The sequence below is a fragment of the Dactylosporangium sp. NPDC049525 genome (genome assembly GCF_040676755.1).
GTDB lineage: Bacteria > Actinomycetota > Actinomycetes > Mycobacteriales > Micromonosporaceae > Dactylosporangium.
Window position 1 is genome coordinate 14,390 of sequence record NZ_JBFAPO010000065.1, and the last position, 13,991, is coordinate 28,380.

The 13,991-nt window shown below is 72.9% G+C and carries 9 protein-coding genes; 2 read left to right on the forward strand and 7 right to left on the reverse strand.

Features of this window, described 5'->3' with window-relative positions; all coding sequences use genetic code 11:
- The first annotated feature begins 911 nt into the window (after positions 1 to 911).
- A complete protein-coding gene (locus AB0K00_RS48825; protein WP_363537200.1) occupies positions 912 to 1,544 on the forward strand; it encodes a response regulator transcription factor in 633 nt (210 codons plus the stop codon).
- On the opposite strand, the gene AB0K00_RS48830 is transcribed toward AB0K00_RS48825, so the two are convergent.
- Complete coding sequence (locus AB0K00_RS48830; RefSeq protein ID WP_363537084.1) at positions 1,545 to 1,808, reverse strand: hypothetical protein; 264 nt, start codon at positions 1,806 to 1,808, stop codon at positions 1,545 to 1,547. It lies immediately after the preceding gene.
- Between the two features lie 146 nt (positions 1,809 to 1,954).
- Here AB0K00_RS48830 and AB0K00_RS48835 point away from each other — a divergent pair, with 146 nt between their 5' ends.
- The gene (locus AB0K00_RS48835; RefSeq protein WP_363537087.1) at positions 1,955 to 5,845 is read left to right on the forward strand and encodes a hypothetical protein; all 3,891 of its coding nucleotides are present in this window, start codon (positions 1,955 to 1,957) and stop codon (positions 5,843 to 5,845) included.
- Positions 5,846 to 5,936: 91 nt separating this feature from the next.
- Here AB0K00_RS48835 and AB0K00_RS48840 read toward each other — a convergent pair whose 3' ends face one another.
- The 6 genes from AB0K00_RS48840 to AB0K00_RS48865 all read right to left on the reverse strand — a co-directional run bounded on the left by AB0K00_RS48840 (position 5,937) and on the right by AB0K00_RS48865 (position 13,900).
- Positions 5,937 to 6,830 (reverse strand): Gfo/Idh/MocA family oxidoreductase, encoded by an 894-nt coding sequence (locus tag AB0K00_RS48840; RefSeq protein WP_363537090.1) that lies wholly within the window; start codon positions 6,828 to 6,830, stop codon positions 5,937 to 5,939.
- Positions 6,831 to 6,893: 63 nt separating this feature from the next.
- Positions 6,894 to 7,886, reverse strand: a complete 993-nt coding sequence (locus tag AB0K00_RS48845) for a 1-acyl-sn-glycerol-3-phosphate acyltransferase (RefSeq protein WP_363537093.1) — start codon at positions 7,884 to 7,886, stop codon at positions 6,894 to 6,896.
- On the reverse strand, positions 7,886 to 8,722 hold the full coding sequence (locus AB0K00_RS48850; RefSeq protein WP_363537096.1) for a patatin-like phospholipase family protein: 837 nt from the start codon (positions 8,720 to 8,722) through the stop codon (positions 7,886 to 7,888). The genes AB0K00_RS48845 and AB0K00_RS48850 overlap by 1 nt, the downstream gene beginning before the upstream one ends.
- Positions 8,715 to 10,367: a serine/threonine-protein kinase gene (locus AB0K00_RS48855; RefSeq protein WP_363537099.1), complete on the reverse strand. Its 1,653-nt coding sequence runs from the start codon at positions 10,365 to 10,367 to the stop codon at positions 8,715 to 8,717. Before AB0K00_RS48855 ends, AB0K00_RS48850 begins: the two co-directional genes overlap by 8 nt.
- Before the next feature lie 130 nt (positions 10,368 to 10,497).
- Positions 10,498 to 11,769: a glycosyltransferase family 4 protein gene (locus tag AB0K00_RS48860; protein ID WP_363537203.1), complete on the reverse strand. Its 1,272-nt coding sequence runs from the start codon at positions 11,767 to 11,769 to the stop codon at positions 10,498 to 10,500.
- A 205-nt stretch (positions 11,770 to 11,974) separates the two neighbouring features.
- On the reverse strand, positions 11,975 to 13,900 hold the full coding sequence (locus AB0K00_RS48865) for an amylo-alpha-1,6-glucosidase (protein WP_363537102.1): 1,926 nt from the start codon (positions 13,898 to 13,900) through the stop codon (positions 11,975 to 11,977).
- Positions 13,901 to 13,991: the final 91 nt, after the last annotated feature.

Consider the following 13,991-nt stretch of genomic DNA (forward strand, 5'->3'; position numbering starts at 1 on the left):
CGTACAAGGCGTACAAGCGGGCACCGCCGAACCACCTGACCCCCCGCTGACCCACGCTCCCCGCACTGCACCGCACCATCACGCACAACCTCGACGGCTCCTTCCCCGGCATGCTCGTCGGCGCGCCCGGCGATCGCCTCGCCGCCGCGTACCCGCCCGGCGCCGCGCCCCGCCACAGAAGGCACCAACGAGGACCACGACACGCCGGCGTACAAGGCGTACAAGCGGGCACCGCCGAACCACCTGACCCCCCGCTGACCCACGCTCCCCGCACTGCACCGCACCATCACGCACAACCTCGACGGCTTCCTCCCCGGCATGCTCGTCGGCGTGCCCGGCGATTGCCTCGCCGCCGCGTGCCCGCCCGGCGCCGCGCCCCGCCACAGAAGGCACCAACAAGGACGACAGCGCGCCAGCATACGAGCGGGCACGGCCGAACCGTCTGACCCCCGCCGACCCCGCTCACCGCAACCGCACTCGACCATCGCGCACAACCTCAGCGGCCCCCTTCGCCGGCATGCCCAGCGGTCGCCTCGCCGCCGCGTGATCACCCGGGATCGCACCCGCCACGGAAGGCACCAAAGAGGACGACGCACCGCCGCACGAACGGGCGCCGCGGAACGACCTGCTCGCCGAGGAACGGGCCGACTCGGACTACGCGCGGCCGTCGTTGCGCAAGGCGACCGACCCGGCCGCCGCCTATGAGGAGCCGACCCGGGAGCAGCCCGCGTTCGACGAGCCCACTCCCCGGCATACGTCGGGGGTGCTGACGGACTCGCTGCCGATCGCGCAGCGCAGCCCGCTGCACGACGACTACGACGCACCCACCGGCGGACGGGCGAGCACGGGCAGCCGGTGGGGAAACGGACCTATAGGGTGCTGGTGTGGACGCAGCGGGACGGCTTCGGGTCATGGTGGTCGATGACCATCCGATGTGGCGTGAGGGTGTCGCCCGGGATCTGGCGGAGGCTGGTTACGAGGTCGTCGCCGCGGTTGGGGAGGGGGCGCAGGCGGTCCGGATCGCGGGGTCGGTGCGGCCCGACGTGGTGGTGCTCGACCTGCAGCTGCCCGACCGGTCCGGGGTCGAGGTCATCCAGGGGTTGCTCGCGTCCTGTCCCGAGGTGCGGATCCTGATGCTGTCGGCGAGCGGCGAGCAGCAGGACGTGCTCGACGCGGTCAAGGCCGGGGCGACCGGGTACCTGGTGAAGTCGGCGGCTCGGGAAGAGTTCCTCACGGCGGTGCAGCGCACGGCCGAGGGTGACGCCGTGTTCACGCCCGGGTTGGCGGGGCTGGTGCTCGGGGAGTTTCGCCGGTTGGCGACGGTGACGCGCGCCGAGGACCCGGACGCGCCGCGGCTGACCGAGCGGGAGACCGAGGTGCTGCGGCTGGTCGCGAAGGGTGTCACGTACAAGGAGATCGCCGAGCGGCTGGTGTTGTCGCACCGCACGGTGCAGAACCATGTGCAGAACACGTTGGGCAAGTTGCAGCTGCACAGCCGCGTCGACCTGGTGCGGTATGCGATCGAGCGGGGTCTGGACGAGTAGTCACACGCCGTAGATGTCGAGCAGGTAGTGGCCGAGGACGGTCTCGGTGCGCAGGTCGAGGACGAGGACAAGGAAGACGTTCGGGGTCTCACAGTTCACGAGGACGTGTTGCAGTTTGCCAAGGGGCATCTGCCAGGCGTAGTTGACGCTGCCCTCGCTGAAGTCATGGCCGCCGAGGTGTGCCTCGGGGATCGCGTCGAAGTAGGGCCAGAAGTCGAACGGCGGCTCGTCGTCCGGACCGATCTGTATCGGTTCGGGCTCCATCGTCGCTTTGTATTCAGCCTCGGTGAGCAACCGCATCCCGCCAGCATGCCGCGTCACTCGCGCGACAGGGAAGATCCCACTACTCAGACGAGGATGAGTAGGGCACCCGATACCTGCAACAGGCTTGCGGGGTCATCCTGAGCGGCATGACGACGTACCCGTGCCCGTTCTGCGGCGGCCAGGCCGACCTGGAGGCCGGGTGCTCCGCCTGCGGTCGCGCGCCGTTCCCGGATGCCGCGGAGGTGGTGCGGCTCGGCGCGCGTGCCGACGAGCTGCTCGTCGAGGTCGAGGCGGCCCGCGCTGAGCTCGACGAGGCACGCCGTAGGTATGACGCCGCGGTCCAGCGGCTGAACGCCGTGCGCGCGCAGCGCAACTTGCTTGCGGCGCGGGTGAGCCAGACGGTGCAGGCGGCGAAGCGGGCCCTGGCCAAGACGGAAGGTGCAACCCCGGCGCCGGTACGACCGGTGCCCGCACCCCAGCAGTTGCCCGCTGGACCGGTGCCCGCGCCGGGTGCCGGTGGGTTGGTCGCCGGTGGGCCGGGTGTTCAGGGGCCGGCTCCCGTGCCCGTCGGGCAGCCCGAGGCAAGTCCCCGGACGGTGCAGAACCTGCTGTTCATCCTCGGTGGCCTGCTGCTCGGCAGCGCGGCGATCGTGTTCACGGCGGTCGCCTGGGCGAGCTTCGGGGTGCTGGGGCGGGCCGCGATCCTGGCGACGGTCACGCTGATCACCCTCGCGGTGCCGCCGGTCGCGCTCGCGCGGGGGCTGCGGTCCACGGCGGAGACGTTCGCCGCGCTGGGGTTGCTCCTCGTGCTGCTGGACGGTTACGCCGCCTGGTACGTCAACCTTGCCGGGCTCGCCGACACGACCCGGCCGAGAACCTACGCGGGGTTGGTCCTCGTGGTTACCGCCGTCGTCGCCGGTGGGTACGCCGTTGCAACCGGCTTGCGGGGTCCCCGCTTCGCGGCCATCCTCGCGGCTCAGCCGGCGCTGCCGTTGCTCGCCGCCGAGCGGTCGTTCGGGGCCACGGGCTGGACGCTCACGTTCGTCGCGGTGGCGGCGCTCGACCTGCTGCTCGCCCGAGCGGTGGAGAAGGCCGCCTGGGTCGGCGCCGGTCTCGCGGTCGTCGTCGCCGGACCGCTGGGGCTCGTCGCGCTGTCCACGGTGGACGGCGTGGCCGGTGTCCTCGGCGCCGGCGCCGCGATGCTGTCGCTGGCCGCGGTCATCGTCGCCGCAAGTCTCATGCACCGGGTCACGGCGCATGTCGGCGCCGGGATCGCGGTCGGCATCGTCGCGCTCGTCGCGGTGCGGATCCTCGCGGAGCTCGTGCCGGACCATCAGGTTGTCGCGTTCGCCTGCGTGCCGGTGCTGATCGCGCTCGCCGTCGTGGTGCTGCCGGAGCGGGTCCGCGCCGGTGCCCGGGTCGGCGCGTTCGTCGTCGCCGGGACGGCCGCCGTTCCGTACGCCTACGCCGCCCTGTTCGCCGCCGGCTCCGCCGTCGACCGTGCCCTGCCCGCATGGCATGGCCCGGTGTCCACCCTGGAGTCGGTGTTCTCCTGGCAGGTGCCAGTGGCCCTGCTGCCGGTCGCGGCGGCGTTTCTCGTCCTGAGCCGGTCCCGTTGGGTGGTGTGGCCGGCGGTGGTGCTGATCGCGTTCGCCGTCCCGGGCGCGTTCGACGCTCCGCTGCCGGTGGTGTCCGTCCTGGACTTCGCCGTCCTCGCCGGTCTTGCCGTCGCCGCGCTGCACTGGTCCGCCCGTCACGCGACCGCCCCCGCCCCGGCGACCGTTCCGGCGGCGGCCGGCAAGGGCCAGCCGCCCACGGACGCCGCCGGCCCGGCGCCGACCGGCCCAGGTGAACCGGCCGCAGGTCCCGACGGCTCGGCGCCAACCAGCGCAGCGCCGACCGGCCCCGCCGAGCCGGGCCCGGGTCCTGCGAACACCACGTGGGCCCACCCCTCCGGCGCAGAACAACCAACCAGCGCAGAGCAACCAGGTGCCGCTGGACAACCGGTCAGTGCAGGCCCGGGAGTCGCGGGACGACCGGTCGGTGCGGGGCAACTGGGCTTCGCCCCGCAGCAGGCGTGGGTGAGCCCGCCGGCTGGATGGTGGGCGGCGATGGGGCTGCCGGTCGTGGCCGTGCACATGGTGTTCGTCGGGCTGGACACACCGCTGGCAACGCTGCTCACCATGGCCGGACTGGTGGCCGTGTGCGTGCTGATCGCCCTGCTGGGCGGCACCGAACGGCTCGCGGCGCCGGCCGTCGCCGTCGGGCTCGCCGGGATGCCACTGCTCGTCGCGGCGGCGGTCCGGCTCGCCGGGTCCGGTGGCACGCTGTCGGTGCCGGCGCCGATGTTCGGTGCGGCGGCCGGGCTGGCGCTCGCGACGGTGCTGGTCGTCGTCGCGCGGGCCAGGTTCGGCACCCCCGGGGTGTTCGGGGTGACTGTTGCCGGGCTGGGCGCGACCCTGACCGCGGTCGGGTTGTCCACGTCGGACGGCGGTCACCTGCCGTTCGGGGTGTTCGCGGCCGCGGCCGTGCTGTCGACCTGGTTCGTGGCCGACGCCGCCCGGCGGCCAGGGACCGGCGACGGCGCTCCTCCTTCCGAAGGACCCGCGCCCGCATGGCTTGTGCCGGCGGTGCTGCCCGCCGTCATCCCCGCGATCGTCGCGCTGCTGGCGGTCGGGCCGGCGGTGTTCGAGGCGTTGCTGCGGCCGTACCGCTGGCTCGGCGCCGTCTGGCAGGGCGCACCGGACGGGGTGGGGCTCGACCCGACCGGACGCTGGTGGGCCGGCGAGGCGCAGGCGTTCGGGCCGGGACCGGCCGCCGTGGCCCTCGGGCTCCTCGCCGTGCTGGCCGTGCTGGTCGGCCGGCGCACCCGGACCGCGGTGTGGACCCTCGCGGGAGCGCCCGCGACCCTGGCCGTGGTGCTCGGCTGCCTGGCCGCCGAGGCGCCGTGGCCCACCGTGCCGGCCGTGACGCTCGCCGGTGGGCTGGTCACGGCCCTCGCTGCGGCGCTGGTCCGGCCCGAGGCGCGTGCCCTGCGGGTCAACGTGGGGGCGTTCACGTGCTGGTTCACCGCCGGGGCCGGGTTCGCGGGCTGCCTCGCGACGAAACCCGCGACGCTGTCCGCGCTCGCCGCGGTCCTGGTGACCGCCGCGGTCGTGGGTGTCGCCGGGCGGACCGCGCCGGCGAGGATCCTCGGCTGGCTGGTGGGGGCGCTCAGCGCCGGCTGGCTGACGTTCACCGCGGCCCGGGCGGCGGAGCTGCCGCTGCGGTGGACCGGCTACTGGGTGCTGCTCGCCGCCGCCGTGGTCCTCGCGACCGCAGTCGTCATCCGCCGGCTCCGGCCGGTTGCAAGCGCCGTGCAGCGTGGCGCGGCGCCGGGTGAGGCGCTGGTGCTCGAGGTGGTCGCGCACGCCACCGCCGTGGTGGCGTTCCTGCTCACCAGCGGGGACCTGGCCGCGATGGCCGGGATCAGCAGCCTCTGGGGGCTCGTGCTCGGACTGCGGGCGCTCACCGGTGGTCCCAGGGTCGCGTTCGCCGGCGCGGCGGGCGCGGCGCAGCTGGTGGCGTACTGGCTGGTGCTCGCGTCCAACGAGGTCGCCCTGCTGGAGGCGTATACGCTGCCGGCGGGTGCGATCGCCGCCGCCGTCGGCTGGTACGCCGCCCGCGGGCGGGCCGCCGGGCAGGAGCGGCTCAGCAGCTGGGTCGCGTACGGTCCGGCGCTGTTCGCCTCGTTCGGGCCGAGCCTCGCCTCGGTGCTGGTGAGCGAGGGCGAGCCGGTCCGGCGGCTGCTGCTCGGCCTCGGTGCGCTTGCCGTCGTGATCGCGGGGGCGGTCCTGCGGCTACAGGCCCCGGCCATCGTCGGCGGGTCGGTCCTGACGGTCATCGCGTTGCACGAGATCGCCGTGTACTGGGACCTGCTGCCGAGGTGGGCACCCCTCGCCGTGGCGGGCCTGGTGCTGGTGGCCCTGGCCACCACCTACGAACGACGCATCCGCGACGTCCGGCGCCTCCGGGCAGCGGTCACCCGCATGCGATGAGGCACCGCAAAGCCCGCATGCGATGAGACGCTGCAAAAACAGGACAGCGCCAACCCCCGGCAGACAGCGCCAACCCCGCCGGCAGGACGTGTCAGACGACGACGATCGTCTGGGTGCGGCGGGCCTGGTCCGCCGCGCTCAGGATCCCGGTGATGGAGGCCGCGTACCGCACGTCGCACGGGTGCGACACGCCGCCCGCCGCCCCGATCAGCGCGGTCACCGCGTGGCCGAACGCTTCGACGGGGGTGTCGCCGCCCCAGTCGGGCAGCGTCGTCGCGCCGTGCTCGCCGAAGTAGGCGAACCCGAACGACGTCGCGTCGGGCGCTGCGTCGAGGGTCAGCGACAGCGTGCTCGCCGCCCCGCTGTCGTGCCGCAGGAGGAGGTGCACGGTGTCGTGGGGGCCGTCGGCGGCGCTGAGGTCGACGACCGGGCCGAGCAGCGGCAGGACCACCGACAGGGCGTGCGGGCCGAGGTCCCACAGGCCGCCGTGCTCCTTGCGCCAGGTCGAGCCCGCATAGGGGTTGCCGGGCTGGAAGATCGAGGCGTACATGGTGGCGTGCGCCGCATACCAGCCGCCGAGGGCGGCGTTGTCGCGCAGGAAGGTGTCGACGGCCGGGATGAACCGGTTGGTGAAGAAGACCACGGACGCGACCCCGGTGTCGGTGACCGCGTCGACGACGGCGCCCGCGGACTCGACGGTCAGCGCGAGGGGCTTGTCGAGCAGGAGGTGCTTGCCGGCTCGGGCGGCCCGCACGGCGAGGCCGGCCTGGATCTCCGGCGGGAGCGCGATCGCGACCGCGTCGACCGCGTCGAACAGCGCGTCCACGTCGTCGAACGCCGTGATCTTGAAGGTGTCGGCGAACTCCGCGGTCTTCGCCGGGGAGCGGCCCCAGACGCCGACGAGCGTGGCGTCGGGGTGCGCCGCCAGGGCCACCGCCTGAGTCGTCGCAGCCCAGTGTCCCGTGCCCAGCACCCCGAATCGCATCCGGCCATTCTCCACGAACCGTCGGCCACGGCCGCAGGAGCCCCCGAAAAGGGCCCGGAACGGTCAGGACGGGCCGTGCTGGTCGATCCACGCGTCGATGCGCGCCCACCAGTCGTACAGCCAGTCGACCCGCTGTTCGTGACCAGCCGGTACGTCGGCTGCGTCCACGGACCACCAGCGCATCGTGATGGTGAGGTCGAGCGGGAGGTGCCGCCACAGGTCCGCGACGGTGAGCAGCTTGTCGAGGCCGGTGTGCGCGACCCAGATGACCCCGGCCTCGGGTGCGGCGTCGAGCGCGGCGAGGGTCCCGCCGGGGCGGGGCGCCAGGACGTGCCGCATCCGGGCGGCGCGTTCGGCCATCGCGTGCAGGCCGAGGTCGCGCAGCCGCTGGATGGCGCGCTCGCGTCGGGTGGGGGTGAAGTTGCCGCCCTCCGGGAAGAGCACGAGGACGTCGTTGTCGTCGAGGCCGGTCGCGAGGCGGGCGACGTGCGACGGGTCGCCGCCGCCGGCGGTGAGGAACTGGTTGGGCAGCCGGTTGAGCATGACGTCGATGACGGGGTCCCATTGCAGGGTGTCCTTGAGGACGATCCGCGGCTCCCGGTCGAACCAGTTGACCAGCGCGTGGATGAGCAGAAACGAGTCGCCCGGGCCGGCATGGCGGCAGAACACCAGCTCCGGCCGGCCCGGCGCAGCGACGTCGGGATCGGTGCCGACCACCGCCACCTTCACGCCCAGCGCCCAGCGGGCCTGCCCGTACAACACCCGCAGGAACCGGCCGGTGAGCACGTAGTGGATCCGTTGCAGCCGCGGCCCTCGCAACTTCCACCCGAACCCGCTGCCGACCCAGAGCCCGAACAGGACGATCAGCGCGACGGCTTCGAGCAGCAGGTAGACGGCGAGCATCCAGGTGACCCGCAGCGCGCGCAGCCGTCCGGAGCCGAACGGTGCGACGGCGGCGGCGATGAGCAGCCAGACCGGCATCGTGGCGAGCACCGCGAGGATGACCCCGAGGTAGATCGGGGCGAGGACGACGCGGCGCAGCCAGCGGGGTGGCATCACACAGCGGCTTCCAGGTAGGCGCAGGAGGCGTCATACGCGCGGCCGATGCGGGCCCGGGCAAGAGTCATGTTGCGGTAGGACAGCGGTGAGTCGTCGCGTGCGGTGCCGCCGCCGGTGGGTAGGACGTGGACCGTGACCTCGGGCGGCGCCTCGGACAGCTCCCGGGCGAAGCGGTGCCGGCGGGCGACCTCGAACGCGACCTGCGCGACCTCCCACGGCCGGCGCGGCGGGCGCAGCGGGCGTTCGATCCGGCCGACCTGCATGACGAAGACGGTCTTCGCGCCGAGGGTGACGGCGCGGCCGACGGGCACGGAATTGACGATCCCGCCGTCGATGAAGTGCTCATCCCCGAGGTGTACGGGTGGCAGCAACCCGGGCACGGCCGAGCTTGCCAGGACGGCCTCGACGAGGGGTCCCTTGTCGAACCAGTGCTCCGCGGCGCGTTCGATGCTGGCCGCGCAGCACTGGAACGGCACCGGCAGGTCGTCGAAGGTGGTGTCGGCGCCGAGCTCGCGGGTCAGCAGCCGCCGCAGCGGCGCCGGGGAGTGCAGGTGGGTCCGGCGGGCGAAGCGCCCCAGCTGCCGCGGCAGGGAGTCACCGTAGACGGTGCGGGCCTCCGGGGAGACCCACAGTTCGATCAGGCGCTCGGCGACCCGCTCGTCCGGGGAGGCGGCGACGGCCGCGCCGTTGAACGCGCCGATCGACGTGCCGACGACGAGGTCGGGGCGGATCCCGGCGTGCAGCAGGGCCCTGGCCATGCCGACCTCGACCGCGCCGAGGACGCCGCCGCCGCCGAAGACGAACCCGACGGGGCCGGGAAACCGTTCATGCACGGTTCTGAACGTAGCGCGACAAAGACGGCGACGCAGAAGTCGTCGGGCGGTAGGTCGGCGGCGGGCCGCCGCCCTGGCCGGGTGGCGGTGGCTGGCCGTCGAATCCGCCCGGGCCGCCGCCCGGCGGGGGACCTTCCGGGAAGTCCGGCGGTGTGCTCGACTTCGGGCGGTCCTTGTCGTCGGGCGGGTTGACCAGGTCCGTCATCGGCGGAAGGACGGCTCCGCGCCTGCCTTCGCCCCAGCGGGTGTCGCAGGCGACGCCGTTGACCGTGAAGTCGGTCGGCATGGGCATGACCCCGCCGGCACCGTTCATGCCGACGGTGAGCGCCTTGTCAGGTGGCAGGGCGTAGGCACCGGTCATCTCGACGCCGCCGCCGGTCCGCGACCAGGTGGCGATGCCGCCCGCGATCTGGGTGATCTCCTGCCCGCCAGGGAGCAGGAACTGCAGCAGCCACGGCTCGGCGGGGCGGTTGCCGGTGTTGGCGATGACGATCCGCGAGGCGAAGCCCCGGTCCACGCCTTCGGCCGGCTCGGGCCGGCTGAAGTAGTCGACGCTGCAGCCGGCTCTGGGCGCCCAGGGCCTCCACATGGCCAGCGCGCCCGCGCCGACGGCGAGGACCACGGCGACGATCGAGGCGGCGAGGGCGCGGCGGCTGCGGCGCCTGGCGGCCCGCCGGCTGCGCGGTTCGGTCACCTCGCGGCCGAACGTCGGCTCGACCGGCTGGCGGTGGCGCGCCCCGACCGCGGCGGGGACGTGCACCTCCTGGGTGGAGGAGCCGTCCTCCCCAGGTAGGACGACGTGGATGCCGGTGGCGGCGGCGAGGACCCGGGCGACCTCGACGGCGGCCGGCCGGTTCTCGGGGTCCTTGGCGAGGCAGCGGGCGACGAGCCGGCCGATCTCCGGCGGCAGCCCGGAGATCTCCGGCAGCGGGTGCGGGGGCTCGTACACGTGGTTGGCGATCATCTGGGTCGGCGTGTCCGCGTGCCACGGCAGCCGGTCGGTGAGGCACCGGTAGACGAGCAGGCCGACGGTGTACACGTCGGTCGCGGGGATGACGCCGCCGCCGAGGAGCCGCTCGGGTGCCAGATAGGCGGGGGTACCGAAGACGGTGCCGTCCTCGTCGTCGGGGTCGAACGAGCCGGTGAGCCCGGCGACGCCGAAGTCGAGGATCTTCGCGCCGGCGGCGGTGAGCATGATGTTGCTGGGTTTGATGTCGCGGTGCACGACGTGGCGTTCGTGTGCGGCGGCGAGACCGGCGGCGACCTGGGCGCAGATCTGGGTCGCGCGGCGCCACGACATCGGCCCGCCGCGCAGCCGGTTGGATAACAGCTCGCCTTCGAGGAGCTCCATCACGACATACGGGCGGCGGCCGTGGCGGCCCACGGTGAAGGCGTCACCGGCCTCGCCGTAGTCGTGCACGGCGGTGATGTTGGGGTGCTGGAGCCGGGCGACGACCTGCGCCTCGGCCCGGATGCGCTCCCGGTTGCCGGGTTTGTTGGCGAGTTCCTCGGCGAGGAGCTTGATCGCGACGTCCCGGTCGAGCACGAGATCCTGGGCCCGCCACACGACCGCCATGCCACCGGTGCCGACGGGTGCGATGAGCCGGTATCTGTTGCCGAGGACCTCGTCAGCCGTCCCGCTCACCCAGTCGCCGTCCTGATCGATTCCGGTCGCTGTACCCCCAGAGACCCTAATCGCGATCCCGTCGGGATGCGAGACCCCAAATGCGAACAGCCCCGGCAAACTTCCCGCCGGGGCCACTCAAAGATCGGACTTATATTGTCAGAAGGTTGCCGTCCGGCACGACAATCTGCGGCCGGCCGTGCTCAAGGACCGAAGCGGCCTGCTTCGCGGCGAAGCCGGGGGCCTCGGTGATGGCCGTGCGGTAGACGTCGGCGGTGTTGGCCGCGATGGTGGACCAGCCGTACTTGCGGCCGACCATCGTGCGGGCCTTCTTCGCGACCCGCCGGGCGAACGGCTCATCCTCCAGGAGGGTGCCGACGGATGCGGCGAGCGCATCGGGGCTCTTCGCCGGGAACGTGACACCGGTCTCACCGGGCTCGACGATCTCGGCGAGGCCGCCGGTGGCGGCGACCGCGAGGGGCGCACCCGCGGAGGCGCCTTCGAGGGCGACCATGCCGAACGGCTCGTAGATGCTCGGCACCACCAGGGCGTCGGTGGCCGCCATGAGCGCCGGCAGCTCGCCCTCACCCATGAAGCCGGCGAAGCTGACAGCCCGTTGCAGCCGCAGCCGCCGCACGTCCTCCTGGAGTTCGGCCCGGTGCGGCCCGTCACCGGCGATGACGACCCGCAGGCCGTTGTGCCTGGCGCGCAGCTCCGGCAGGGCGGCGATCAGGTCCTGCACGCCCTTCTCGTACACCAGGCGGCCGGCATACCCGAGGAGGGGGCCGTCGGCGGCGAACCTGGCGCGGGCGGCGTTGACGGCTCGGGACGGGGCCTTCCAGACGCTGGAGTCGACGCCGTTGGCGACGACGGAGACGCGGGCCGGTGCGAGGTCGAGCAGCCGGGTCACCTCCCAGCGCATGTACTCGGAGCAGACCACCACCCGGCAGGCCTCGTGCCCGAGCCACCATTCGACGGAGTGGATGCACTTGTTCATCTCGTCGGGCAGCCAGCCCTGGTGCCGGCCCGCCTCGGTGGCGTGGATGGTCGCGACCAGCGGCAGGTCGAGGCACTCCTTGAGGGTCACGGCGGTGTGCGTGACGAGCCAGTCGTGGGCGTGGATGAGGTCATACTCGCCGGTGGCCGCGGCGCGCAGGGCGGCCCGGGTCAGGGTGTGGTTGAAGGCCATCGTCCACGCCAGCAGCGTGGAGGTCGCCAAGGGGAACAGCGGCGGGTCCTCTGCCGCACGGACGATGCGGACGCCCTCGGAGTACTCCTCCAGGGGAGCGCCGGGTGCGTGCCGGGTCACGACGGTGACCTCGTGGCCCGCCGTCACCAGTGACGTGGCGAGGGCATGCACGTGCCTGCCCAGCCCGCCGACCACGACGGGTGGGTACTCCCACGACAGCATCAGGATCCGCATCGGTGTCGCCGCTTTGCCGATGGTCTGGTCCACGTGGCCGCCCCCACAGTTGAGTTTTCGATCAAAACGCCCGCCCAGGTACCCACGCGCGCCAACGCTGACACACGCAAATCAGACTCGCGTGTGACGAGGTGGGTGGGCTTGAGACTCATCCTGCCGGGCGAGAGTTACCAGGGAGGCAAATCTCATTTCTAGGGTGTAACGGTCAGCCGACATTCCGTCGGACTCGCAGGGTCTCCGCGACTGACCAGGCCTGAAACGGGCATCCGGTGGCCCCGTGCGGAGCGCTTCCGTCTGCTGTCTCGCTGACCGAACCTACACCCCACTCATACAGATGCGCCTCGATACCAGCCAACAACTCACGGTGATTTTTTGACTGACTGTGCCCGACCGCATCGATGTATGGCCCGATCATCCAGGGCCAGACCGTCCCCTGGTGGTAGGCCCGGTCCCGGTCCCCGGGAGACCCGCGGTGGGCACTGGTGAACGCCGGGTCGTCGACTGCGAGCGAGCGCGGCCCAAGCGGCGTGAACAGGGAAAACAGCGCCTCTGGTACCGACGAGCCACGCAACGGCCCGTGCGGCAGGCTCCACGCCAGCAGCTGGTTCGGCCGGGTCGCGGGGTCGTCGCCGTCGGGCCCGTCGACCACGTCGTACAGCGGCGCTGCATCCTGCACGTCGCTTGCAGCGTGCAACATACGGTAGCGGGTGCCGAAGCTCGCCGCAGCTCGTTCGCGGAGTCGGTGCAGCCCGGCCGCGTCGCCGCCGAGCCGTTCCTTGAGCCCCGCGACCGCGGCCAGCCCGTTGACCCACAGCGCGTTGACCTCGACCGGCTTGCCGACCCTCGGTGTGACGGGGATCCCGTCGACGCGGGCGTCCATCCAGGTGAGCGCGACGCCGGGGGCGCCCTGCGTGACCAGGCCGTCGGCGGGGTCGACGCGGATGCCGTAGCGGGTCCCGGCCAGGTGGGCGGCGATCACCTGCTCGAGCCCCGGCAGGACCTCCCGGGCCAGGTCCTCGTCGTCGGTGACGGTGACGTGCCGCTCGACGGCGTGCAGGAACCACAGCGTGCCGTCGACGGTGTTGTACTCCGTCTGCCCCGTGTCGGCGGTGTTGGCGAGCATGCCCTCCGACAGCGTCGCCGCGTAGGCGCGCAGCAGCTCGCGGCCCTCGTCGCACCAGCCGGTCGCCAGGAACAGACCCTCGTAGCTGATCATGGTGTCCCGCGCCCAGGTGCCGAACCACGGGTAACCGGCCACCACATCCGGCGCGCCCTGCGCGCCCGCGACGACGAAGGCGTCGGCCGCAAGTACCAGTGCCGCGTCCACCGCATCGGAAGCGTCGTGCGTCAACGACCGGTTGCGCTCCCTCGCCCGGTCGACGACCCGCTGTGCGCCGCGCGCCTCGCCGTCACCGGCCCACGCCTCCACCTCCAGGGCCTCGCCGGTGTGCAGCTGCGCGCTGAACTCCCCCGCGTACCAGAGGTCCTCGGACGCGTTCAGTCCGCGGGCCGCCTCTTCACGAGCGTAGGCACCCCGGTACCACTGACCACCCGGCTGCCAGGAAGGTCCGTGCAAGCGGAACGCCCGCTCGACGACGGCGCCGCCGGCCACGGACGCCACCGCAGGCGGCGGGCCGGACGCACCCCGTTCCCCGTGCGCGTCGCGCCAGGTGACGAGCGCCTTCAGCGTGAGCGTCACCGGGCCGGGCGCGCTGAGCACGCGGTGCACGACGCCGACGTGCGGGCTGCCATGCACCATCGCGATGCTGCGCTCCACGACGACCGGCCCGATCCGCCAGCGCCAGCGCGGCAGCCCGTCGACGAGGTCGAAGCGCTCCAGGAGGGTGTGGCCCTCAGGGCTCACCACGCCGCCGTCCCACTCATGGGTGGCGAGGGACACAGTGGCGCCCGAGGGCAGCGTCAGGACGGGGTCGAGCGCGGCCAGCCCGAGGTGCCGGCGGGCCGGCTGACCGGGCTCCGCGACCACGAGCAGGCCGTGGTACCTGCGGGTTCGCAGTCCCGAGACGGTGCCCATCGCGTAACCGCCGGTGCCGTCGGGCACGAGCCACTCACGGGTCGCTCCAGCCGACAAATCACCGCATACCTGCGCACCGAACACCACCATGGGCACAATCTTGATGGCAAGAGGTGGCAGAGTGCGAGCGACTCGCGACAAGATAATTGATCAAGGCAAGATTGGGGCTGCCGACAAAAGGCACGAG